The 22,928-nt window shown below is 35.1% G+C and carries 20 protein-coding genes; 14 read left to right on the top strand and 6 right to left on the bottom strand.

Going from position 1 to position 22,928, the window contains the following annotated elements:
• The first annotated feature begins 205 nt into the window (after positions 1–205).
• From ettA to BM088_RS00715, 3 genes are all read left to right on the top strand, one after another.
• A complete protein-coding gene (gene ettA, locus BM088_RS00725; protein ID WP_091978834.1) occupies positions 206–1,879 on the top strand; it encodes an energy-dependent translational throttle protein EttA in 1,674 nt (557 codons plus the stop codon).
• A 127-nt stretch (positions 1,880–2,006) separates the two neighbouring features.
• A complete protein-coding gene (locus BM088_RS00720) occupies positions 2,007–2,804 on the top strand; it encodes a DUF4124 domain-containing protein (RefSeq protein WP_091978832.1) in 798 nt (265 codons plus the stop codon).
• Positions 2,805–2,847: 43 nt separating this feature from the next.
• On the top strand, positions 2,848–3,663 hold the full coding sequence (locus BM088_RS00715) for a substrate-binding periplasmic protein (RefSeq protein ID WP_177207905.1): 816 nt from the start codon (positions 2,848–2,850) through the stop codon (positions 3,661–3,663).
• A 40-nt stretch (positions 3,664–3,703) separates the two neighbouring features.
• Here BM088_RS00715 and BM088_RS00710 read toward each other — a convergent pair whose 3' ends face one another.
• Positions 3,704–5,101 carry a PhoH family protein gene (locus tag BM088_RS00710; protein WP_091978828.1) on the bottom strand — a complete coding sequence of 466 codons (1,398 nt, stop codon included), beginning with the start codon at positions 5,099–5,101 and terminating at the stop codon, positions 3,704–3,706.
• A gap of 166 nt (positions 5,102–5,267) precedes the next feature.
• Here BM088_RS00710 and rapA point away from each other — a divergent pair, with 166 nt between their 5' ends.
• The 4 genes from rapA to BM088_RS00690 all read left to right on the top strand — a co-directional run bounded on the left by rapA (position 5,268) and on the right by BM088_RS00690 (position 10,408).
• Entirely contained in the window at positions 5,268–8,171 is a 2,904-nt protein-coding gene (gene rapA / locus BM088_RS00705; protein WP_091978826.1) for an RNA polymerase-associated protein RapA, read from the top strand.
• Between the two features lie 131 nt (positions 8,172–8,302).
• On the top strand, positions 8,303–8,971 hold the full coding sequence (locus tag BM088_RS00700) for a pseudouridine synthase (protein ID WP_091978824.1): 669 nt from the start codon (positions 8,303–8,305) through the stop codon (positions 8,969–8,971).
• Positions 8,972–9,002: 31 nt separating this feature from the next.
• Positions 9,003–9,491, top strand: coding sequence for an META domain-containing protein (locus tag BM088_RS00695; RefSeq protein WP_177207904.1), 489 nt, complete (start codon positions 9,003–9,005; stop codon positions 9,489–9,491).
• A 56-nt stretch (positions 9,492–9,547) separates the two neighbouring features.
• Complete coding sequence (locus BM088_RS00690) at positions 9,548–10,408, top strand: DUF3530 family protein (protein WP_091978820.1); 861 nt, start codon at positions 9,548–9,550, stop codon at positions 10,406–10,408.
• A gap of 3 nt (positions 10,409–10,411) precedes the next feature.
• On the opposite strand, the gene djlA is transcribed toward BM088_RS00690, so the two are convergent.
• A complete protein-coding gene (djlA, locus tag BM088_RS00685; RefSeq protein WP_091978818.1) occupies positions 10,412–11,215 on the bottom strand; it encodes a co-chaperone DjlA in 804 nt (267 codons plus the stop codon).
• 149 nt (positions 11,216–11,364) lie between these two features.
• Between djlA and lptD the strand changes: the two genes are divergently transcribed.
• From lptD to BM088_RS00650, 7 genes are all read left to right on the top strand, one after another.
• A complete protein-coding gene (lptD, locus tag BM088_RS00680; protein ID WP_091978816.1) occupies positions 11,365–13,626 on the top strand; it encodes an LPS assembly protein LptD in 2,262 nt (753 codons plus the stop codon).
• Between the two features lie 14 nt (positions 13,627–13,640).
• Entirely contained in the window at positions 13,641–14,948 is a 1,308-nt protein-coding gene (gene surA / locus BM088_RS00675) for a peptidylprolyl isomerase SurA (protein ID WP_091978814.1), read from the top strand.
• On the top strand, positions 14,948–15,949 hold the full coding sequence (gene pdxA, locus BM088_RS00670; RefSeq protein WP_091978812.1) for a 4-hydroxythreonine-4-phosphate dehydrogenase PdxA: 1,002 nt from the start codon (positions 14,948–14,950) through the stop codon (positions 15,947–15,949). Before surA ends, pdxA begins: the two co-directional genes overlap by 1 nt.
• On the top strand, positions 15,939–16,781 hold the full coding sequence (rsmA, locus tag BM088_RS00665; RefSeq protein ID WP_091978810.1) for a 16S rRNA (adenine(1518)-N(6)/adenine(1519)-N(6))-dimethyltransferase RsmA: 843 nt from the start codon (positions 15,939–15,941) through the stop codon (positions 16,779–16,781). The genes pdxA and rsmA overlap by 11 nt, the downstream gene beginning before the upstream one ends.
• Entirely contained in the window at positions 16,771–17,160 is a 390-nt protein-coding gene (gene apaG / locus BM088_RS00660; protein ID WP_091978808.1) for a Co2+/Mg2+ efflux protein ApaG, read from the top strand. Before rsmA ends, apaG begins: the two co-directional genes overlap by 11 nt.
• Before the next feature lie 14 nt (positions 17,161–17,174).
• The gene (locus BM088_RS00655) at positions 17,175–17,984 is read left to right on the top strand and encodes a symmetrical bis(5'-nucleosyl)-tetraphosphatase (protein ID WP_091978807.1); all 810 of its coding nucleotides are present in this window, start codon (positions 17,175–17,177) and stop codon (positions 17,982–17,984) included.
• A gap of 151 nt (positions 17,985–18,135) precedes the next feature.
• Positions 18,136–20,151 (top strand): HAMP domain-containing methyl-accepting chemotaxis protein, encoded by a 2,016-nt coding sequence (locus BM088_RS00650; protein ID WP_091978804.1) that lies wholly within the window; start codon positions 18,136–18,138, stop codon positions 20,149–20,151.
• A gap of 140 nt (positions 20,152–20,291) precedes the next feature.
• Here BM088_RS00650 and BM088_RS00645 read toward each other — a convergent pair whose 3' ends face one another.
• From BM088_RS00645 to cgtA, 4 genes are all read right to left on the bottom strand, one after another.
• Positions 20,292–20,666, bottom strand: a complete 375-nt coding sequence (locus BM088_RS00645; RefSeq protein WP_091978802.1) for a DUF3718 domain-containing protein — start codon at positions 20,664–20,666, stop codon at positions 20,292–20,294.
• A 29-nt stretch (positions 20,667–20,695) separates the two neighbouring features.
• Positions 20,696–21,070, bottom strand: a complete 375-nt coding sequence (locus BM088_RS00640; protein WP_091978800.1) for a DUF3718 domain-containing protein — start codon at positions 21,068–21,070, stop codon at positions 20,696–20,698.
• 85 nt (positions 21,071–21,155) lie between these two features.
• The gene (gene folA, locus BM088_RS00635; protein ID WP_177207903.1) at positions 21,156–21,641 is read right to left on the bottom strand and encodes a type 3 dihydrofolate reductase; all 486 of its coding nucleotides are present in this window, start codon (positions 21,639–21,641) and stop codon (positions 21,156–21,158) included.
• Positions 21,642–21,753: 112 nt separating this feature from the next.
• Complete coding sequence (cgtA, locus tag BM088_RS00630; RefSeq protein ID WP_091978799.1) at positions 21,754–22,914, bottom strand: Obg family GTPase CgtA; 1,161 nt, start codon at positions 22,912–22,914, stop codon at positions 21,754–21,756.
• Positions 22,915–22,928 lie beyond the last annotated feature (14 nt).

Below are 22,928 nucleotides of genomic sequence, written 5' to 3'. Positions count from 1 at the left end.
AGCGCTATTAACCGCTTTGCACATTTCACAATGCCTCCATAGTACCAATACCTATCTATCAATTAAATATAGATGAGATGCTCTATCTAAACCAAAAATAAAATGTTCACAGCTAATTGAAGTACCTAACTTGATATTTGCTTAAAAAGGCCATATTAATCTAAAATATCGCAATATTTATTTTCTCCAATAAAAAGGTCTTGTAATGCCATTACCAGATAAGTTTATTTTTTCAATGCACCGCGTCAGTAAAGTCGTGCCACCAAAACGTACTATTTTAAAAGATATTTCTTTGTCATTTTTTCCAGGTGCAAAAATTGGCGTTTTAGGTCTAAACGGCGCGGGTAAATCTACCCTTTTGCGCATTATGGCGGGCGTTGATAAAGAGTTTGAAGGCGATGCAAATGCATTCCCTGATACAAAAATAGGTTACTTACCGCAAGAACCTAAACTTGATGAAAATAAAACCGTACGTGAAGTCGTTGAAGAAGCCGTAAGTGATGTTAAAAATGCACTAACACGCCTTGATGAAGTATATAACGAATATGCTGCAGAAGGTGCTGACTTTGATGCCTTAGCAAAAGAGCAAGGTGAGCTTGAAGCAATCATCCAAGCTGGTGACGGTCATAATTTAGATAATGCATTAGAGCGTGCTGCTGATGCATTACGCTTACCTGAATGGGATGCAAAAATCTCTGTACTTTCTGGTGGTGAACGTCGTCGTGTTGCGATCTGTCGTTTATTATTAGAAAAACCAGACATGTTGCTCCTTGATGAACCAACTAACCACCTTGATGCAGAATCAGTTGCTTGGTTAGAGAAATTCTTGCATGACTATGAAGGCACTGTAGTGGCTATCACCCATGATAGATATTTCCTTGATAACGTAGCGGGTTGGATTTTAGAGCTTGACCGTGGTGAAGGTATTCCGTGGGAAGGTAACTATTCTTCTTGGCTTGAGCAAAAAGATGCCCGTTTACAGCAAGAAGCAAAATCTGAAAAAGCACGTCAAAAATCTATCGCTCAAGAACTTGAATGGGTACGCTCAAACCCTAAAGGTCGCCAAGCAAAATCTAAAGCGCGTATGGCTAACTTTACTGAAATGCAACAGTCCGATTACCAAAAACGAAATGAAACCAATGAGCTGTTTATTCCAGCGGGTCCACGTTTAGGTGATAAAGTACTTGAAGTATCAAACTTGAAAAAGAGCTACGGCGATCGTTTATTAATTGATGATTTAAGTTTTACAGTGCCTAAAGGTGCTATTGTGGGTATTATCGGTGCCAATGGTGCAGGTAAATCAACTTTGTTTAGAATGCTAAATCAAGACGAGCAAGCAGACTCTGGTAATATCGTTTTAGGTGAAACAGTTCAGTTAGCAACGGTTGATCAATTCCGTGATGACTTAGACGGCACTAAAACGGTTTACCAAGAATTATCAGACGGTCAAGATATCTTAAAAATTGGCAACTTTGAAATTCCAAGCCGCGCTTATGTCAGTCGCTTTAATTTTAAGGGTAACGATCAACAAAAATTTGTTAAAGATTTATCCGGTGGTGAACGTAACCGTTTACATTTAGCTAAATTGCTTAAGGCTGGCGGTAACTTCATTCTTCTAGATGAGCCAACCAATGATTTAGATATCGAAACTTTACGTGCACTCGAAAATGCAATATTAGAATTCCCTGGTTGTGTTATGTGTATTTCACATGACCGTTGGTTCTTAGATCGCATCGCAACACATATTCTTGATTACCGTGATGAAGGTCAAATCAACTTCTACGAAGGTAATTATACTGAATACGAAGCTTGGCTTAAGAAGACTTTTGGCGCACAAGCCGCAGAACCTAAACGTATAAAATACAAAAAAATAGGCTAATAACTATTTTAAAAAGCCCCTTATAAGGGGCTTTATTTTTACTCCTATGTAGTAAAATTCTGCAATAAAAATTTCAACTGCTAAGCTATAAGTTACGGTATTCAGTTAAAAGTAGTTTGAATTACGTATGAAAATAGGCTTGGTTATTTTCTTAGTTATTTTATTTTCAAGCGATACAAGCTTGGCTGCAATTTATAAATGTGAAGTCAAAGGAACTGTCATGTTTAGTGAAAATCCCTGCGGTAATGAATCAGAAGAAATAGACTTAACACCTCCCCCTGTTTTAAAACATAACTCTCATACAAGTTACGGCAATAGCATTAAAAATATGGTTGGTTATGTAAAAATAAACGAACTTAATCGCGATATAGAGATTTTACAAAAACGAATTCATTTTCTAAATCAACAAAAAGCATCTGATTTATATAATATTGAAAAGGAAGTTTCAGCAGCACAAAAACAAAAAATGGATAAACATCAAATAAAAATTGCAAAACAACAAGCAGTATTGAGTATTAATAAAAAGTACAAAAATAAAATTTATACAGCAAAACGAAAAATTGCACAGTTTAAAAAGGAGATTTCTCAACAGTTAAACTCTAAAGTTAAAAATTCAGGGCCTATAAAACAAACAAAATATGCAAATCAAAACGATATCAATATTGATCGCTTTAGTAAAAAACAACAGTATATTGACAAAATAAAACAGACTGAAAAAACAGTGAAATCCTATAACCGACAACTTTCTAAAAAAATAAGCGTAATCAAAAAGAAACAGGTTTCAAGTCAATTAAACGCAACAAATATGATGCAATTAAACGTCGAATTAGATCAAATAAAAAGAAAATACCAAAGTTTAATTTCAATGCAGCAAGCAAAAATAAGACATTTACAAATAAAAAAACAACAGGTCATGGATTACTAAAATTAAGGTATAGTAATAGAACAAATAATTTATGGAACAAAATATGAGCAAAAATAAATGGAGTTTTATGACATTGCTTATCACCACACTATGCCTCACTTCCTTACATCTTGTAGCAAATGATTTCCCCAAAATCCTTGCTGTCACCGAAGATTACCCCCCCAATTCAATTATTTTAGAATCAGGGCAGTTTGATGGTTTTTTAATTGACTTGACTAACCTTATTTTTGAACAAGCGCAATTAAACAATCAAATATTAGTACTACCTTGGGTGAGAGCATACAAAATGGCTATTACAAAGCCCAATACCCTTATTTTTAGTATTAGAAAAACAAAAAAAAGAGAAAAGCAATTTAAGTGGGTCGGTCCTGTATTTAAAAATGGCATTGATCCTTGGAGCAATAAAAATGATTTTCAAATCACATTTTTAGCCCTTAAAGATAACAATCTAGACATCGAAGCACTTTCAGACTTAAAAAAGTTTAATATGAGTTCTACACGTAATGATGCTTTAACAGAGATGTTACTCGATAAGTACAATTGGCCAAAAAAACATATTTTACAAGCATCTAATTGGGAGCAATCTATTCAACTCATGCTGCAAGGTAGAGCTGACTTAGTGGCCGGGTATCAGGGTTATTTCAAGCTCTACTTTGATGAAAATATAGAATTGGCTAAACACATTAAAACTGTGTATAAAATGCCAGTACCTGAACACGATTATACTTTACATTACGCCTTTAACTTTCAAACCGCAGACAAAATTATTAAACAGTTTGATCAGGCAAGAGAGGTAATTATGAATGATGGTCGTTATGATAAATTACTTATCCAATGGAAAAACAAACTAAAAAAATAACACTCAACTTTTAATTTGAATGTTATTTAGTATTTTATATTTATAAGTTTTCTTCTGCAAAGGAGGCTAAACGACTTCTTACAACACCATTTAAATTAACCGTTGCACTGCCTTCAAAGTTTTTAAATCTTTCAACTAGATAAGTTAAACCAGACGTCACAGCCGTTAAATAGTTACTATCAATTTGAGCTAAATTACCTGAACAAATTAACTTAGTTCCCTCCCCACAACGTGTAATAATTGTTTTAAGTTGTGAAGCCGTTAAATTTTGACTTTCATCTAAAATAACAATTGCATTTTGAATGCTACGGCCTCGCATAAAGTTAATACTTTTAAACTGAATATTAGCCTTTTCCATTATATAGTTACGGCTTGAAATCGGATTCTCATCACCTTTATGTAATACTTCTAATGAATCTGTAATTGCCGCTAACCAAGGAGCCATTTTTTCTTCTTCTGTTCCCGGTAAATAACCTATAGATTCAGCTATTTCCGGTGTATTTCTAGTCACAATAACCTTATCGTACATACCTTGCTCTATCACCAATTCAAGGGCACATGCCAAAGCTAATAGCGTTTTACCACATCCTGCAGGACCCGTTAAAATTACGAGTTCAATATTTGGATCTAATAAAGCTTGTAGTGCCATAGACTGATAAACATTTTTAGGTTTTATCCCCCATGCCATTCTCGACATTAAACGCTCAACACCTAAATCTAATAATTTAATGTGCTGATCATCAAAGCTTTCAACTCTTGCTGCAAAATGCCCTCCCTCATCTAATAAATATTCATTAATAAATACATCCTGTACTAAATCTCGTGGAATTGTATGATGTATTTCCCTTCCCACTTGTTCACTATCACATTCTTTAACTTGTTGCCAAAAATCACCATCTAAACGCTTGTAACCACTACTAAGCAAACTAATATCATCTATTAATTGGTCAGTTCTATAGTCTTCAACATACTCTAAACCAGCACCTTTTGCTTTTAAGCGCATATTGATATCTTTTGTCACTAATACAACTTTTTCTTGTAGGTATTTTTTTTGTAAATAAACAGCGCAATTAATAATTCTGTGATCATTTTCATTACCGGGTAAACCGGAGACTGTTTCTTCATATAAATGGTCATTGACTATTGTTAATTTTCCTACTTGCTGACTTTCCTCATTACTCACCATAGGTAAATTGACACCCTCCAACATTTGCTCAGGTGTCGCATCTCTAAGCACATCATCTAATGCACGAATAGCAACACGCGCATCACGACTAACATCTTTTTTCCTATCTTTAATATGATCCAGTTCTTCTAATACTGTCATTGGGATAATAACGTCGTGTTCTTGGAAGGATAAAAAAGCAAGTGGTTCATGAAGTAAAACATTGGTATCAAGTACATACATTTTATGATCAATCGTTAAATTTTTTCCCATAAATGATTTCCTTTTTTAGCGCTATAGTTTTTATGCTTTCCTCTAAAGTTTAGTCTATTTTTAATGAGTTACTTTTTTATGACAGCAAATTGTTTTTTTTTAGTGAAACTCAACGCAATTGCAGTTAACATAGCCGCCTTTTTTTGTGTAGGATTAGAGTAAATAAATGAATTTTTCCTTAGGTCAGCGTTGGATAAGTGATACAGAATCAGACTTGGGACTTGGAACAGTCGTCGCTATTGAAGGACGCCATATTTCAGTTTTATTTCCGGCAACAGGCGATAGCCGTCTTTATTCAATGCAAGAAGCTCCCATAACACGTGTAGCTTTTAATCTTGGGGATAAAATACGCTCTACCGAAGAGTGGGAGTTAATAGTTGAATCTGTCTCAGAAAAAAATGGCTTATTAACCTATCAAGGTACTCGCACTGATACAGATGAAAAAACAGAATTAAAAGAAACTTTTCTCGATCATTTTATTAAGTTTAATAAACCACAAGACAGGTTATTTGCAGGTCAAATAGATAGATTTGATAGATATACTCTCAGATATAATACTTGGCAATATCAACATCAGAGTCAACAATCAGAACTAAAAGGTTTAATTGGACCTAGAGCCAGTTTGATCCCACATCAACTATACATAGCTGAAGAAGTAGGTAAACGTTTTGCACCAAGAGTATTACTATCAGATGAAGTTGGTTTAGGTAAAACAATTGAAGCTGGCATGATACTCCATCAACAAATTATCAGTGGCTTAGCTTCTCGCGTATTAATTGTAGTGCCAGAAAATCTACAACATCAGTGGTTAGTAGAAATGCTACGTCGTTTTAACCTTAAGTTTTCTATATTTGATGATGAACGTTGTACAGAAGCTTATGCCGATTCACCAAACCCATTTGAAACTGAACAACTTATTTTAACCAGCTTAGAGTTTTTGACTAAGAAAAAACGTTGGTTTGAACAGGCGGCCTTAGCTGATTGGGATTTAATGATAGTTGATGAAGCTCACCATCTTATTTGGGATAAAAACAAACCTAGTACAGAATATAAGCGTATTGAAGAATTAAGCCAAGACATAAAAGGACTAATTTTATTAACCGCTACACCGGATCAACTAGGGCACGAAAGCCACTTTGCAAGATTAAAGTTACTCGATCCAAACCGCTTTTATGACTACGAAAAATTTGTAGAAGAAGAAAGCCATTACAAAGAAGTTGCAGACGCTGCAAATCAATTATTAACAGATAAACCTCTGTCTACTGATTCAAAATCAACATTAGTATCATTATTAAAAGAAACTAATATTGAAACTTTATTAGAGCAAGCAGAAAATACTGACGATAAAAAACCAGCACGTAGTGAAATTTTAAATATGCTACTTGACCGACATGGTACTGGACGTATTTTATTTAGAAATAGCCGTAGTGGTATTGAAGGTTTCCCTGGACGTACGTTGCACACCTACCCCGTTGCAATACCTAAACAGTATACAACTGCTATGTCAGTTATGGGTAATATGGGTGGAGCACAAAAACCAGAAAAAAGCGCATTACGCGCGCTTTTCCCTGAAAAAATATTTCAAGAGTTTGAAGGCAGTGATGCCAGCTGGACCAAGTTTGACCCCAGAGTGAACTGGTTAATTGATAAACTAATAGAACTAAAACGAGAAAAGGTATTAGTCATTTGTGCTCAAGCACAAACAGCACTTGCTTTAGAACAAGAGTTACGAGAACGTGAAGCAATCAAAGCTGCCGTTTTCCACGAAGGTATGAGTATTTTAGAACGTGACCGTGCAGCCGTATATTTTTCAGAAGATGCACGAGATGCAGCACAAGTTTTATTATGCTCTGAAATTGGTTCAGAAGGTCGTAACTTCCAATTTTCACACCATTTAGTATTATTTGATTTACCTTTAAACCCTGATTTATTGGAGCAAAGAATTGGACGTCTTGATCGCATAGGTCAAACACAAGATGTTAAAATTCACGTGCCCTACTTTGAAAATACCGCACAAGAAGTGTTATACCGCTGGTATCACGAAGGCTTAAATGCATTTGAGCAAACATCAACTACAGGTCAATTACTGTATAAAGAATTTTCTGAAGAATTACTTGAATTTATTGCAGCACATAATTGTGATGAAGAAGAATTAGACCCCTTACTTGAACAAGCAGCCAGCAAAAATTTAAAACTTAAAAAGCAAATGGAACAAGGGCGAGATCGTTTATTAGAGCTGCATTCGGGTGGCCAAGGCCGTGCACAAGAATTAGTCGATATCATAACAGCAAAAGATGATGAAACTGACCTTGCAATATTTATGATCAAAATATTTGATATATTTGGAGTAAATCAAGAAGATAAAGGTGAAAACTCGATTATCTTAAAACCAACAGAGCACATGTTAACACCTTCATTTCCGATGCTAAAAGATGATGGCATGACAGTCACATTTGATAGAGATACTGCGCTTGCACAGGAGGATTTAAACCTGATCAGCTGGGATCATCCTATGGTACAAGGCTGTATGGATATGATCTGTAACGATGATTTTGGTTCAAGCTCTGTTGCTTTATTAAAAAATAAAAAACTTCCTGCTGGTAACTATTTTGTAGAATTGATTTATATTGCAGAAGCCAGCGCCCCTAAGTCTTTACAGATGGGCCGATTTTTACCGCCAACCCCTATTCGCATCTTATTAGATAAAACAGGTAACGATTTAGCGGGTAATGTAAATTTTGAACAATTTAATCAACAACTTTCAGCTGTAGGTCGCCAGACAGCAAGTAAACTTGCAGGGGCATTACAGGCTGCTGTACACCCTTTGATCACAAACGCGACAAGCAAAGCAGAGCAACAGTTAACAGACTTAAAACAAGCTGCAGCTGAAAAAATGCAACTTGCCATGACAGAGGAAATTGAGCGATTAACCGCATTGAAAAAAATCAATCCGAATATTCGTGACGAAGAGGTTCAATTTTTTACTGATCAAGCAAATGATTTAGAGAAATACATTGCTAAATCTCAGCTTAAGTTAGATGCAATTCGCTTAATAGTGGTAACACATTAATACCAACTGCGACATAACTTTTGTAGGAAGGCGTTATCTGAACACTTAGGTTAATTAGCACATTGATCAATTGGCAGGTTAATAATATATTAGCTTGCCAATTTAATATTATTTAAATTTACGAGCTCTGCATGTTATTTAATTACAATCCACCAACCGATCCTTACCTAGAAATTATTTATCAAGATGATGATTTAGTTGTATTAAACAAACCCAGTGAATTATTAACTGTTCCAGGAAAAGACCCTAAACATGCAGATTCTTTAGAAAAACGCGTTCAACGTGTTTTTCCAACCGCGACCATAGTACACCGTTTAGATATGGCGACCTCAGGCATACTTTGCATGACCTTGAATAAACCAGCTCATAGACATATCAGCCGTCAATTCCAGCAAAGAGAAACGAAAAAACGTTATATTGCAATAGTTTGGGGTGAACTGATACCAGAATCTGGATTAGTTGATTTACCACTGATTTGCGACTGGCCAAACCGGCCAAAACAAATGGTGGATTTTGAACGTGGTAAGCCTTCTCAAACACTTTGGCAAGTTTTATCAGTTCAAAAACTTGACTGTGGCAGCTCAGTAACACGTGTAGCATTAACCCCAATTACAGGTCGTTCTCATCAGTTAAGAGTTCATATGCTATCACAAGATCATGTTATTTTAGGTGATAGGCTTTATGCCCATGAAAAAGCTTTAAAAGCGGCTCCCAGATTACAATTACATGCTGAGTATTTATCAGTACGTCACCCAGTAACTGAAGCTATACTAGAGTTTAATGCCCCAAGCCCTTTCTAAATATCAAGTATTTAGATTTATAGAGGTTTCAATGAATATGATAAATAAACTTCAAATACATTTATTTATCATATTCATTATGAGTTACTTGCTAGCATGCCAAAGCACTCAAATTTCATATTTAAATAATAAGCATAAGTCAAATGCGCCTTTAACTAATACCTATTGGAAATTACTCAAAGTAAACACAATTAAAATCAAAATAACAGAGGATAAAAGAGAGGCCTATATTCAATTAAAGCATGACGGTAACTTTAAAGGTTATGCCAGATGCAATATATTCAATGGTCAATATACAGTAAAATCTAATTATAATGCTCAATATCATGACCTCCAAAACGAGCTTTATTTCAACAATGTATCTACAGCTAAACTAAGGTGCATTGAAGGCATGAAGCAAGAAAACACCATTTTAGCTATGATGGATCAGATACATCATTATAAAATTTCAGGCGATAACCTTCTCTTTTATAATAAAGAGAATAAAAACATCGCACACTTAATTGCGGTATATTTTTAAGGTTTTTTCATTCAAAGCCGATATTAATATGTCACTTAGCAAGATTTAGGAATACCTTGAGAGTTAATATTTGTTGTGCGCTATTATTTTTTATAAGTAATATGAGCTTTTTGGCTGGTGCTGAAGATGAAAAAGATGTCGAAATTAAAGCGCCTGCATCTCTCGAAAGTATTTATCAGCAAGATTTATATCACTATTTACAAGGTGATGAAGTGAAAAGTATTCTTGCTGGTGATACAGAGTTTATTACTTTATTTCGAGAGCACACTGCAGCTCAAGCAAAAGGCGTTGCTATTCTATTTCCTGATTGGAGTTTACCCGCCAATAATCAATTAGGTTTAGATCATTTAAGAAAACAACTTAACGATTATGGCTGGGTCACTTACGCATTAAATGTACCCGACCAAATTACCTTAAATACAGTGCCGGCCACACCCAATGAAACCTTATTTCATGCTCCAGACTTGCCCTCTTTACCTGAAATCGAAATGAAAACTTACAGGTTACTGCTTACAAGTCGGTTTAAGGCCATATATCAACAAGCACTAGAGCACCCAGGCTTTATTATCATTATTGCCCAAGGAGCAACATCCGCAATGCTTGTTGAGTTTTTGGATGGTAAACCTGAAGAAGAAGTGGATGCAGTTATTTTACTTAGCAGCTATTTACCAGATATAAAATTAAATCATAATTTAAGTCAAAAAATAGCAAGTATTATGCCTCCCGTATTAGACATTTATCATAGCAATGATAATAACTGGGTGTTATCCGAAATTTCAAACCGTAAAAAAGCAAATAGAAAAAATCATAAACTTGATTACCGCCAACGTGAATTATTTGGTGATAATACATCAACAACACAACATGCCCGATTACTCAAAGAAATTTATGGTTTCCTTACAAAAATAGGCATATGAAGGTTATTTTTTAAGGTATTGATAAGCAGCTTGAATATCTTGGCTTTTTCTATTTGCGATTTCCATAAGATGCTTAGGTAACCCTTGTGAGACCAGTTTATCAGGGTGATGCTGCGACATTAACTTTCTATATGCTTTTTTAATATCTTTATCATTAGCGCTATCAGTTAGCCCCAAAGCCTCAAGTGCTTGCTTGCGCCCCATTTTACTTGTTGTTTCTGTATTATTTTTTTGCTGACCGGATCTAAAATTAAACTCTGCTTGGTAGCGCTTTAAAATGAAAGCGAAATGTGTTTTTGATATACCTAATTGCTTACTGACCTTTTGTAAAAGTAACTTCTCTTTTGATGATAAATGACCGTCACTGAAAGCCATTTGAATTTGAATTTCTAAAAATAATTGTAATAAGTCAAACCGGCCAGAAAAACGTGCTTTAAAATCAGATAAAGTGTCATTTAAAGGAAAGTCTTCTTCTTTTCCTGCAGTAAAAGCATCTTGAGCTTCTTGGCGGCTCTCACCACTTAAAACCATTTCATCCATAAAAATCGAAGCTGCTTTAATATGTACTTCACTTACTCGCCCATTTGATTTTGCAATATGCCCCATAACAGAAAAACAAGTATAAAAAAATAATGCCTGGCGTTCATTTACATCTTCACCTGAAAATAAACTTTGAAAACCACCAACCTTATCAAAGTCTTGCTTTAAACTTTTATCAAACATATGACCTAAATAAAAACCTAATGCCGCACCGAAAAATTTACCAAATAAAAAACCAAATGCAGTTCCCAGTAATTTACCCCACATTATATTTCCTCATATTTTAGCTTTTTCGAATTTATACACAGTAAAATACAATTTTTTACTAATATTGCAATCTCATTTATTAGAGAAATTAACTAAATTGTTTTATTATATGCAGTTCTCTCTAACCAACAGAGCATTAAGGTTAATAAATGAACAAATCCAGGGGCTTTATATTGTTCTGCGGTTTATGTATATCAATATCAAGTCAAGCCAAGGATGCTCCTTTATTATGTAACGCCATAAATAAAGCTCCAAACTGGTCACCATTAAAAAACATACAGTTTGGCAGTATGGTGATTCAATCCGATGACGTTGAACTTTTAGGTACCGAAAGCGCTGAATTTTCCGGCGATGTTAACATTAATTCAACTAAATTTAATATTACCGCTAGCGCTGCATTAGTCGACAAACAATTGGGGTTATTTAATGCTACTGGACCTATCAGCTATCAAGATTTAATTGCTAAAATTAAAAGTTCGGGCTTAAATGCAGACTTTAATTCATCTGAAATTAATTTATTAGGTGCTGAATATCAATTAAGCCAACAATTAGGCCGTGGTTCAGCTGAAAAACTGTCAATAAATAAAAATGAATTTATATTAAGTGACGGTAGTTATACCACTTGCCCTATTGGTAACGAAGTTTGGTCAATCCAAGCAGATAAAATCATTTTATCTCAAGAAGAAGGCTGGGGTGAAACATATGGTATGACATTTAAAGTACTTGATACTCCTGTACTTTATTTACCCTATTTTACCTACCCCATTTCAGATAAACGCCAATCAGGATTCTTAATACCCAGTTTTGGCCCATCATCAAAATATGGCTTTGAAGTTGCGACGCCATTTTATTGGAATATAGCACCTAATTTTGATGCAACAATAACACCTAGGTATATGGCAAACCAAGGTATTCAAATGAATTCTGAATTTCGTTATTTAACTGAACAACATCAAGGTTTACTTGCACTTGAGTTCTTAAATGAAGATAAATCTGAAAAAGAGCTCAATGAAAGGTACTTAGTCCATTGGCAACAAAAAAGTAATATTAGTGAAGACTGGCGAGCCAGTATTGATGTAACCAATGTAAGTGATGATAATTATTTAACAGATCTCGATTCAAGCTACGCCAATAAAACAGAAACACAATTAAATAGAACCGGCATATTGACGTATTTCGGTAAAATATGGCAAACAGATGTAAAAGTACAAAATTTTGAAGTTTTGGGTGATCATTTAGCTTCATATTCAGCTTTACCGCAAATAACATTTAATCAAATTAAAGCTTTAAAATGGCACGACTTTCAATTGACTTTAAATGGGGAAATGAGTCACTTTAGGAACTCAAATTCAGACAATAGAATTACAGAAGCTTCAAGATTCCATTTAGAACCAAAAATTCAATTTAATTTTCAAGATTTTGGCTGGTCTTTTTTATCTGAATTAAGCATATTGCAAACACATTACCAACAAAATATAAATTCAGAAAATACTGTCTATGAAAAGAATATTAATAGAACTTTGCCAAAAATAAGGCTTCACAGCCAACTTAACTTAGAAAGAAAAACAAACTGGTTAGTCAAAAATGGCGCTCAAACTTTAGAGCCACAAGTTCAATATTTATATGTGCCGACTAGAGACCAAAGCAATATTGGCTTATATGATACAACTAAATTACAGGATGATTTTTTTGGTTTATTTCGTGATAAACAGTTTTCGGGCGTTGATAGAATTGCTGCAGCAAATCAATTTACTGTGGGAGCAACAACACGCATCTTTAGCGAAAAAAATGATGAAGTATTTAATTTAAGTGCTGGCCAGACTTTTTATCTTTCAGATTCAGCAAAGCCCACAAATCAAGAGTTAGGTAAACAAAAAAATTATAATTCCTTGTTTGCTGGTGAAGCCATGCTACATTGGCACAGAAGATGGTATTTAGGCGCAGGTATTCAGTATGATGTCGATGGTAAAGAATTAATCCAGTCACATATGACTTTAGATTATAAAGGTGATAATAAACAGCTAGTACAATTGAACCATCGCTTTGCAAATGATGTCTCAGACAATACAATTGAACAAATAGGTGCGTTTACAAGTATACCAATTGCAGATAACTGGCAATTTATCGCAAGTTATCAAAGAGATATAGAGCACAATCGCAGTGTTGAAATATTGTCAGGTTTACAATACGAATCATGTTGTTGGGCTATTCAGCTTACAGGTCACAGGCAAATTGAAACAGATTTAAATCAATCTATTTCAAGTCTTGAGCAACAAAATGCGGTATTTAATTCAGGATTTAGACTGAATTTTGTATTTAAAGGGCTAGGTGGTAAAAGTAACTATGATGCTAAAAAGTTATTAGAACAAGGCATTTTTGGTTATCGTCGCCCCTATTTTATAAATAATTAAATCAAGAAATTAAAATGAAGTTAAAAAAACTAATAATAGGTACAGTTCTGGGGTTAAGCCTTAATTTAGGTCTTAGTAACCATATAATCGCAAAAGAAGTTGAGCTTGATAAAGTAATTGCCATTGTAAATTCAGGCGTTATTTTAGAAAGCGAAGTAAATTCAATTATTAATCGTGTAAAAAGCAGAGCTAAAGCAGAATCCCAAACTCTGCCATCAGACAAAGCTCTATATAATCAAGCGATTGACCGTTTAATAAATCAATCTTTATTGATGCAAATGGCCGAACGTATGGGCTTAAAAATATCTGATGGTCAATTAGATCAAACCTTAATGACCATGGCAAAAGAGCAAAATGGTACCGTTGCTGACCTAAGAAAAACCATCGAAGAGTCCGGTGATAATTATCAAGCTTACCGAGAAGAAATTAGAACAGAGATGACCACTCAGCAGGTTTTACGTGGTAATGTCGACCGTCGGATTTATGTTGGCCTGCAAGAAATAGATAATTTACTTAAAATAATGGAACAACAACAAGGCACCAGCGAAGAGTATAATTTAGGACATATCCTTGTTGATATTCCAGCCGATGCAACTGCCGAAGATATTGCAAGTTCAAAAGAACGAGCAGACAAAGTAATCAAGATGCTAAACGAAGGTAAAGAATTTAAACGCATAGCAATCGCATCCTCAGGCGGCCCTAAAGCACTTGAAGGTGGACAAATGGGTTGGATGAATATAAATGAAATGCCAACACTTTTTGCTGAAGCTGCAAAAGGAAAAAAACAAGGTCAAATTATTGGTCCCCTACGTTCTGGTGCTGGTTTCCACATTGTTAAAATACAAGAGATACGAGGACGTCAAGTGGTTGAAACTGTTGAAGTGCGATCTCGTCATATTTTAATAAAACCTTCAATCATCGTAAGTGAAGAAAAAGCACGCTCTATGCTAGCTGGTTTTGCTAAAGATTTACGTGATGGAAATGCTAACTTCGCAGAGCTTGCTAAAGAACACTCTGAAGATCCAGGTTCAGCATTAAAAGGTGGCGAGTATGACTGGACAGACCCAACAACTTATGTTCCAGCCTTTAAAAACACTTTATTAGCTCTTAAAAAAGATGAACTAAGCGAGCCATTTAGAACTCAATTTGGTTGGCATATAGTACAACTTTTAGAAAAACGTGTCGCTGATAAAACGGATCTAGCAAAAAGAAACCGTGCTCATCAAATGTTGTATAACAAAAAATATAAAGAAGAAAGTTTCGCATGGCAGCGAGAAATAAGAGAGCAAGCTTATGTAGAATTAGTTGTGGATGAAAATTAATGACAATCAGAATAGCAATTACACCTGGAGAGCCAGCTGGCATTGGTCCTGATTTATTATTAAAACTAATTCAACATGATTGGCCAGTGCAACTCGTAGCTATTGCTGATAAAAGTTTATTAGAACAAAGAGCTAAACAATTATGTTTACCTCTTAAATTAATTGAATTTAACGATTCAGAGCCAGCAAAAACAAGTCAAGCGGGTGAATTATATTTTAGCCAAATAGATTTGGCTGCCCCAGCAATTCCAGGTGAGCTAAATGAAGCTAATGGTGAGTATGTTTTACATACCCTACGTCATGCTTCGGAACAAAATACTAATGGTACATTTGCTGCTGTTGTTACGGGTCCTGTACACAAAGGTATTATAAATAAAGCGGGCATATCATTTAGCGGCCATACAGAGTATTTTGCACAGCAAACTAATACTTCTGATGTTGTCATGATGTTAGCAACGCAAGGGTTAAGAGTTGCACTCGTTACAACACATATACCTTTAGCATATGTATCAAAAGCAGTTACCGAAGAACGTTTAATCAAAGTAACTGAAATACTACATCACGATTTACAAGAAAAGTTTGGTATAAAGAATCCTAGGATTTTAATGTGTGGTCTAAACCCTCATGCAGGTGAAGATGGTCATTTAGGAACAGAAGAATTAGAAACGATAATTCCAACGGTTCAAAGACTAAATGAAACAGGAATGAATATTACTGGACCTTTACCAGCAGATACCTTATTTCAAGATAAATATTTAAATCAAACTGATGCTGTATTAGCTATGTATCACGATCAAGGGTTACCTGTGCTAAAATACAAAGGGTTTGGTAACTCGGTTAATATCACCTTAGGTTTACCTTTTATTCGCACTTCAGTTGATCATGGAACGGCACTAGATTTAGCTGGAACAGGAAAAGCTGAAGTGGGTAGTTTTGAATTAGCTATACGTGAAGCCATTCACTTAGCAACAAAAGATAAAGTAATTATTAATGACAGATAAAGTACATTTAGGCCATAGAGCAAAAAAACGATTTGGACAAAACTTTTTATATGATGAAGGTATCATAGATAAAATAGTTACGGCGATTGATCCAAAACCAGAAGATACATTAGTAGAAATAGGCCCTGGTTTAGGTGCTATCACCGAACCAGTTACCGCTCTTGCTGGTCACTTAACTGTTGTAGAATTAGATAAAGATCTTGTTAAGCGCTTAACATACCATCCAACTCTTGGTGATAAATTAACAATTCACCAAGGTGATGCACTGACTTTTGATTTTTCTCAGTTAGTAAAAGATGAGTGTAAGTTCAAAGTATTTGGTAATCTCCCTTACAACATTTCAACCCCTTTATTGTTTCATTTATTTGAATATGCTCAAAATATAGAACATATGCACTTCATGTTACAAAAAGAAGTGGTTAAACGCATGGCAGCTCAGCCTAACTGTAAAGCCTACGGTCGATTAAGTGTTATGACCCAATATTATTGTCATGCAATGCCTGTTATTGAAGTTGGCCCTGAATGTTTTAAACCTGCGCCTAAAGTTGACTCAGCAGTTGTAAGGCTTATTCCTAAAAAACCTGAACAACTGACAGCTAAAAGCACAAAAATGTTAAATACTGTATGTTTAGAGGCTTTCAATCAACGCCGTAAAACAATACGTAATAGTTTATCGAACTTATTAACGCCAGAACAAATAGAAAACCTAGGTTTAGACTTAAAGATGCGCGCTGAAAATATCAGTCTTGAACAGTTTATTGAAATTGCTAACTGGTTATTTGACAACAAAAAAGATATTGAAAACAATGACGCTACCTCTTATGACAAGTAAAAGTAATTTAGGCTCCCCTATAAAAGTCTCTGTTGAAACTTTTTATATTGAAGCCCAATCAGAACCTGAAAAAGACAAGTACCTATTTGCTTATACAATCACGGTAAAAAACCATAGCTTATGCAGTGCAAAGTTACTAAGCCGTTTTTGGTTAATTACTGACGCTAATGGTAAAGAAACTGAAGTTGAAGGTGATGGTGTTGTTGGTGAGCAACCAAGTATATCTCCAGGTGAAAGTTACCGATATACCAGTGGCACTCAGCTAGATACGCCTGTTGGCACAATGCAAGGTCACTATATAATGCGAAATGAGTTTGGTACTGAATTCAAAGCACCGATTGAAGTATTTAGGCTATCAACTCCTAATATTTTACATTAAGGAAACATATCTTAATGGCTGATTATGTTATTGGCGACCTACAGGGCTGTTTCGAAGAGTTTATTTTATTACTTAAAAAAGTAAACTTTAATCCAAGTCAGGATAATTTATACCTAGTTGGTGATATTGTTGCGAGAGGGCCTGACTCACTCTCTTGCTTAAGATATTTAAACGACTTAGAAGGTAGCGCCCACATCACTTTAGGGAACCATGATCTACATTTATTAGCCACATACCATTTAAATAAAAAACCTAAAAAAAATGATAAGCTCGACAACTTATTTAATGCAAAAGATTTACCCGCACTTATTTCATTTTTACAACAACAACCCTTAGCGATTTGGTTAGAGTCATATCAATCTTTAATTTGCCATGCTGGTTTATCCCCTCACTGGGATCTCGAAACAGGATTAAAACAAGCCTCTAATGCTGAAAAAAAATATCAAGGTAAAGATGCCTTATATTATTTTAAGAATATGTACGGTAATGAACCATTATCTTGGTCTAAGAATTTAAGTGAAATAAATAAGTTTCGCTATACTATCAACTCTTTTACTCGAATGCGTTTTTTAACTTCCTCTTCTGAAATGAACTTTATTCATAAGGACTCCCCTCAAAAATTCCCGAAGTTAATCCCCTGGTACGAACATCCACAAATGCAAAAATTAAAGTCTACAAAAATATTTTTTGGTCATTGGGCATCTCTTTTAGGAGAGACTACAAATTTAAACACAATAGCTTTAGATACAGGATGTGTTTGGGGAAATTCATTGACCCTAATAGAGTTAAAAAGTGGTGTAAAAACCTCGCAAACAGCAGTTTGAATTAAAAATTGCAATTCAAACTCAATCGATTCTCGCAATTTACTGTTTATTTTGTAAAGATCTGTTAAATTTATTATTAGTCGCACTCAACTTATTGGAATTTCGTCCGATATCCTGAGTAGAATATTTTAGTTGTTCAATAGGAATGTATATGAACCTAACTGTTAGTCAACGGATCTGGGGTGGATTCGTCTTCATCACATTTTTACTTCTCTTAATTGGAGGTAATTCGTTAGGGAAAATTGCCAATATAAATCAATCAACACAACTTGTTAATCAGTTATCTTTGCCAGCCTTAAGCACAAGTTCTGAGTTACAAGTCGCATTTGTAATGATGGGAAAAATTGATTTAGAGATCTATCACGCACAAAAAGATGCTGAATTAGATAAACTGAAAGCTGAATTCGAAGAAATACGTGCTGGTTTCAATTCATCTTATAAAAAGCTTACTTTAACAGTTAATAATAATCAGGAATTAGCAAATGCAAATGGGTTAATTAAACAAACATTCAGTGATTTTTCACAAAGTGTTAACCGGTTATACAAAAAAAAGAAATCCGTCTTACAACTTGAAAAAGCGTTAACCACGCAACTAGAAGAAGTTGAAATTAATGCTGACGATGCCAGTACTGTTGTATTAGATCTTATTGATGCCGGAGATCTTGAAAGCTCAGCACCAAGAGCCTTCCAAGCAGCAAGTAATATGGAAAATAGCTTTTTATCTATTGTCAGTAATAGTACAGATCTTATTGCCGTCAATAGTACAAAAACGTTAGAAACTCTTAACAACGAACAAAAGTTCAGTATTACTGATTTAGAAAGAGGTTTAGAGCTATTACAAGAAGCACTTAAAGATAACGAACCTGATTTATTAAGTGACCTTACTGGCTTTTTTACGATACTTAAAAATAACATTTTAGGTAATGCCTCTTTAGCGGCAAATAAACAGCAACATTTAGATGCACTTACTGAAGCAAAAAAAGCGTTAGTTCAAGCTGAAATTAAAACAAAAACAGCAATAGAGCAACTAGACAAACTTGTGTTGCTATCAAGTGAATTAGCATTCAACCTTCAAGGTGAAGTTAATGATAATGTTTCATCAGCCAACTTATGGACGTCAACAGGAATGGCTATTGCGACATTCATGGCTATATTTGTTGCGTACATAACAGTACAGCGGATCACAAGACCCCTTGCTGAAGTTAATAGTATTTTAGAGACTGTTGCTTCAGGTGATATGACTCGAAAATTAGATGATTCCGCACAAGATGAATTTGGTGAACTTGCAACAAACTGTAATACACTAATAGATAATTTACGGAATTTAATTCAAGGGATCATTTCTCGGTCAACACAACTTGCAGCTGCATCTGAAGAAACATCTACGATTACGAGTGAATCAAGTCAAGCCATGCAAGCACAACGCGCACAAGTAGAACAAGCCGCTACAGCAACTACTGAAATGAGCAGTACTTCACAATCAGTTACTCATAGTGCGGAAGAAGCATTAAATGAGATAAAACATGCAGACAGCGAAGCTGAGCGTGTAAAAACAATTTCGGCTAAAAATAAAGACACCATTGAAAAACTAGCAAATGAAGTTGATTCAGCCTCAGTTGTAATTAATAAGCTTAACCAAGACAGTGCTTCAATTGGTGGTATTTTAGACGTTATCAGAGGTATTGCTGAGCAAACTAACCTTTTAGCTTTAAATGCAGCAATCGAAGCTGCAAGAGCTGGAGAGCAAGGCCGTGGCTTTGCAGTGGTAGCCGATGAAGTTCGTTCCCTTGCAAGTAAAACTCAGGAGTCAACTCAAGAGATTCAAGCTATGATCGAATCATTACAATCAGGTGCGCAAGAGGCCGTATCCGTTATGGCTAAAGGTAAAGAGCAAGCCGTTTCTTGTGTAGACCAAAGTGAACAAGCAAGTAACGCGCTTGAGCTTATAACAAAAGCCGTATCTCAAGCTCACGATATGAGTGAACAAATATCAACAGCGGCACAAGAACAACATCATGTTTCTTTGGAAATAAGCGAGCGACTTGAGTCTATCGTTTCAATTACTGAACAGGCTTCTTCAGGAGCTGAACAAACATCAACAGCAAGTCAAGAGGTTGCTAAATTAGCTGAAGAGCTAAGATTATCTGTAGATGAATTTAAAGTGTAAGCTATAGCAAATCACAATTACAAAAAACCAGATGGCATAGACATCTGGTTTTTTTGTATCCTAAAGTCGAGTTATTCACTTATATCAAAAATGAAAAAAGCGCCTATGGCGCTTTTCTGAATTAAAACTAACTATAAAAACTATAGACCTGCTCGTTCTTTTATTGCTGCAACGATAGGAGAACCTTCATGTCCATTAGAACCAGCCCACTCTACATCTCCATTACCCGCCAATAAGCTTTTAGGTAATTTTTTAACAATAAATTTTCCAGCTCCATTAGCATTATTAACTATAGCATGACGTAATAAATTATTGCCGGCACAAGTAATTCCAGAAAAAACATTTCTTAGCTTAACTCTTGTTTCTTTTATCTTTTTTCTAAGGCGGTTTTTATCATCTGAGGCCACATAATCACATAAGCTGGCCGCAAGTTGTTCGTTTGCTTGCACCGGTGAAGAAAACAACACTGAACTGCCTAAAACAATGCTCAATGTAGTAATTATAATTATTTTCATATTAAACCTCTATCATTTCAAAAGATGATTTAAATTCCAGCTCTTGCTTTAATACTTGCAACAATTGGAGAAGCGCTATGGCCATTTGAATTAGCCCAATCCACATCACCACCGGCCGCTAAAAGTGCCTTTGGCAATTTTTTAACCATAAACTGCCCAGTTCCATCTGCATTGTTCACCATGGCATGTCTTAAAAGGTTATTTCCAGAACATGTAACACCCGAAAATATATTCCGCAATTTAACACGCGACTCTTTAATTTTTTTACGTAATCTACTTTTATCGTCTGCTGCAACATAATCACATAAACTAGCAGCTAATTGCTCATTAGCCAAAGTTGGCATACTTACAAAAATAGATGCTGACATTAAAGTGCTTAATACAAGTGTTGTCTTGAATTTCATTAACCGTACCCTGTTCAATACTTTATAACTACTAAGTTAAATCAAATTCTATCAGTAAGTTAAAAAATGTGCAATGAAGCAAGCCTTAATTACTGTACGTTATAAAAGTATAGTTATAAGGATTAGAACTGTCACTTTTATGTTCTTTAACTTCTAATTTATTCCATTGATTATGTGCTTCATAATCTGGGAATTGCGTGTCCCCCTCAACATCTAAATCTATATGTGTTAAATAGAGACAATTACATAGAGGCAAAAAAACATCATAGACATGCCCCCCTCCTATAATCATTACCTCAGGCACCTCTCCAGCTATATCAAGGGCTTCAGCAGGGGTTGCAGCCACTTCAATACCTTCAGCTTTGTAGGTTAAATCTCTGCTAATAACAATGTTTTTTCTACCAGGCAAAGGGCGACCAATTGATTCAAATGTTTTACGGCCCATAATGATAGGTTTACCTAAAGTGACAGCCTTAAAATGTTTTAAGTCAGCGGGTAAATGCCATGGCATCTTGTTATTCTTACCTATAACTCGATTTTTTGCCATCGCAGCGATCATAGAAATCATCATATTAAAATCCAATACTTTATCATTAGTTTAAATTAATTCGAATTTTTATTATGCACTAAAAAAGTTACAAAAAAGGCGCTAATGCGCCTTTTAATAAAGTGACATATAGACTTTATCTTTGATAGATAACTTCTACATCATAATCGTCTTCATCCCAATCTTCATCGTCTTCAAAAGAGCCACTTTCATCAATAACTGCACCTTCATGATATGTATCCCATTTAAATTCAACATCTTCTTTTTGCTGCTCTACAAACTCATCTCTAGGCAGAGAGTCAAGTAAATTTGAAATATCAAAACATAAAGGATCTGTATTAAGCTTATTAATCGCTGATATTTGATAAACATTTTCTGTTTGACCTAAAGCATCAGCAATTTCAGTGCACTTTTGTTTTGCTTCATCAGCAGGTAACAAATCTATTTTATTAAAGATCAACCAACGAGGACGTTCTGCTAGTTTAGGGCTATATTTTGCTAATTCGCCAATAATTGCTTTTGCATTTTCAACAGGATCAGAACCATCTACTGGTAAAATATCTATAATATGCAACAAAACACGACAACGCTCTAAATGTTTCAGGAATTGAATACCTAAACCTGCACCATCAGCTGCACCTTCAATTAATCCTGGAATATCAGCGATAACAAATGATTTATTCATTGCAGGACGAACCACACCCAGGTTCGGCACAAGTGTTGTAAATGGATAATCCGCTACTTTCGGTTTTGCAGCAGAAACACTTCGTATAAAAGTTGATTTACCAGCATTAGGTAATCCTAATAAGCCTACATCAGCTAATAACATAAGTTCTAATTTAAGTTGGCGAACTTCACCTGGAGTACCTAAAGTTTTTTGACGTGGTGCTCGGTTAGTACTTGTTTTAAAACGTGCATTTCCTAAGCCATGAAAGCCACCTTTAGCAACTAAAAGCTGTTGGCCATTCTCAGTTAAATCACCTAACATTTCATCTGTATCAATATCTCGGGCACGGGTACCGACAGGTACCTTCAAACACATATCTTCGCCCTTTTTACCAGTACAATTAGCACCACGGCCATTAGTTCCACGTTCAGCGCGATGAAAACGTTCAAATTGATAATCTATTAAAGTATTTAAATTTTCATCAGCTTCAAGATAGATATTTCCACCATCTCCACCATCTCCACCATCAGGTCCACCAAAAGGAACATACTTTTCTCGACGAAAAGACATAGCTCCACTACCGCCATCACCAGCTTCTACACGGATTTCAGTTTCATCTACAAATTTCATAACAACCCTTAGAT

Source organism: Pseudoalteromonas denitrificans DSM 6059, assembly GCF_900112265.1.
Classification (GTDB): domain Bacteria; phylum Pseudomonadota; class Gammaproteobacteria; order Enterobacterales; family Alteromonadaceae; genus Pseudoalteromonas; species Pseudoalteromonas denitrificans.
This window is presented reverse-complemented; position numbering and strand designations above follow the sequence as displayed.

Coding starts and splice junctions, on each gene's coding strand:
- ettA (WP_091978834.1), top strand. CDS start 206: ATGCCATTACCAGATAAGTTTATTTTTTCAATGCACCGCGTCAGTAAA.
- BM088_RS00720 (WP_091978832.1), top strand. CDS start 2,007: ATGAAAATAGGCTTGGTTATTTTCTTAGTTATTTTATTTTCAAGCGAT.
- BM088_RS00715 (WP_177207905.1), top strand. CDS start 2,848: ATGAGCAAAAATAAATGGAGTTTTATGACATTGCTTATCACCACACTA.
- BM088_RS00710 (WP_091978828.1), bottom strand. CDS start 5,101: ATGGGAAAAAATTTAACGATTGATCATAAAATGTATGTACTTGATACC.
- rapA (WP_091978826.1), top strand. CDS start 5,268: ATGAATTTTTCCTTAGGTCAGCGTTGGATAAGTGATACAGAATCAGAC.
- BM088_RS00700 (WP_091978824.1), top strand. CDS start 8,303: ATGTTATTTAATTACAATCCACCAACCGATCCTTACCTAGAAATTATT.
- BM088_RS00695 (WP_177207904.1), top strand. CDS start 9,003: ATGAATATGATAAATAAACTTCAAATACATTTATTTATCATATTCATT.
- djlA (WP_091978818.1), bottom strand. CDS start 11,215: ATGTGGGGTAAATTACTGGGAACTGCATTTGGTTTTTTATTTGGTAAA.
- lptD (WP_091978816.1), top strand. CDS start 11,365: ATGAACAAATCCAGGGGCTTTATATTGTTCTGCGGTTTATGTATATCA.
- surA (WP_091978814.1), top strand. CDS start 13,641: ATGAAGTTAAAAAAACTAATAATAGGTACAGTTCTGGGGTTAAGCCTT.
- pdxA (WP_091978812.1), top strand. CDS start 14,948: ATGACAATCAGAATAGCAATTACACCTGGAGAGCCAGCTGGCATTGGT.
- rsmA (WP_091978810.1), top strand. CDS start 15,939: ATGACAGATAAAGTACATTTAGGCCATAGAGCAAAAAAACGATTTGGA.
- apaG (WP_091978808.1), top strand. CDS start 16,771: ATGACAAGTAAAAGTAATTTAGGCTCCCCTATAAAAGTCTCTGTTGAA.
- BM088_RS00655 (WP_091978807.1), top strand. CDS start 17,175: ATGGCTGATTATGTTATTGGCGACCTACAGGGCTGTTTCGAAGAGTTT.
- BM088_RS00650 (WP_091978804.1), top strand. CDS start 18,136: ATGAACCTAACTGTTAGTCAACGGATCTGGGGTGGATTCGTCTTCATC.
- BM088_RS00645 (WP_091978802.1), bottom strand. CDS start 20,666: ATGAAAATAATTATAATTACTACATTGAGCATTGTTTTAGGCAGTTCA.
- BM088_RS00640 (WP_091978800.1), bottom strand. CDS start 21,070: ATGAAATTCAAGACAACACTTGTATTAAGCACTTTAATGTCAGCATCT.
- folA (WP_177207903.1), bottom strand. CDS start 21,641: ATGATGATTTCTATGATCGCTGCGATGGCAAAAAATCGAGTTATAGGT.
- cgtA (WP_091978799.1), bottom strand. CDS start 22,914: ATGAAATTTGTAGATGAAACTGAAATCCGTGTAGAAGCTGGTGATGGC.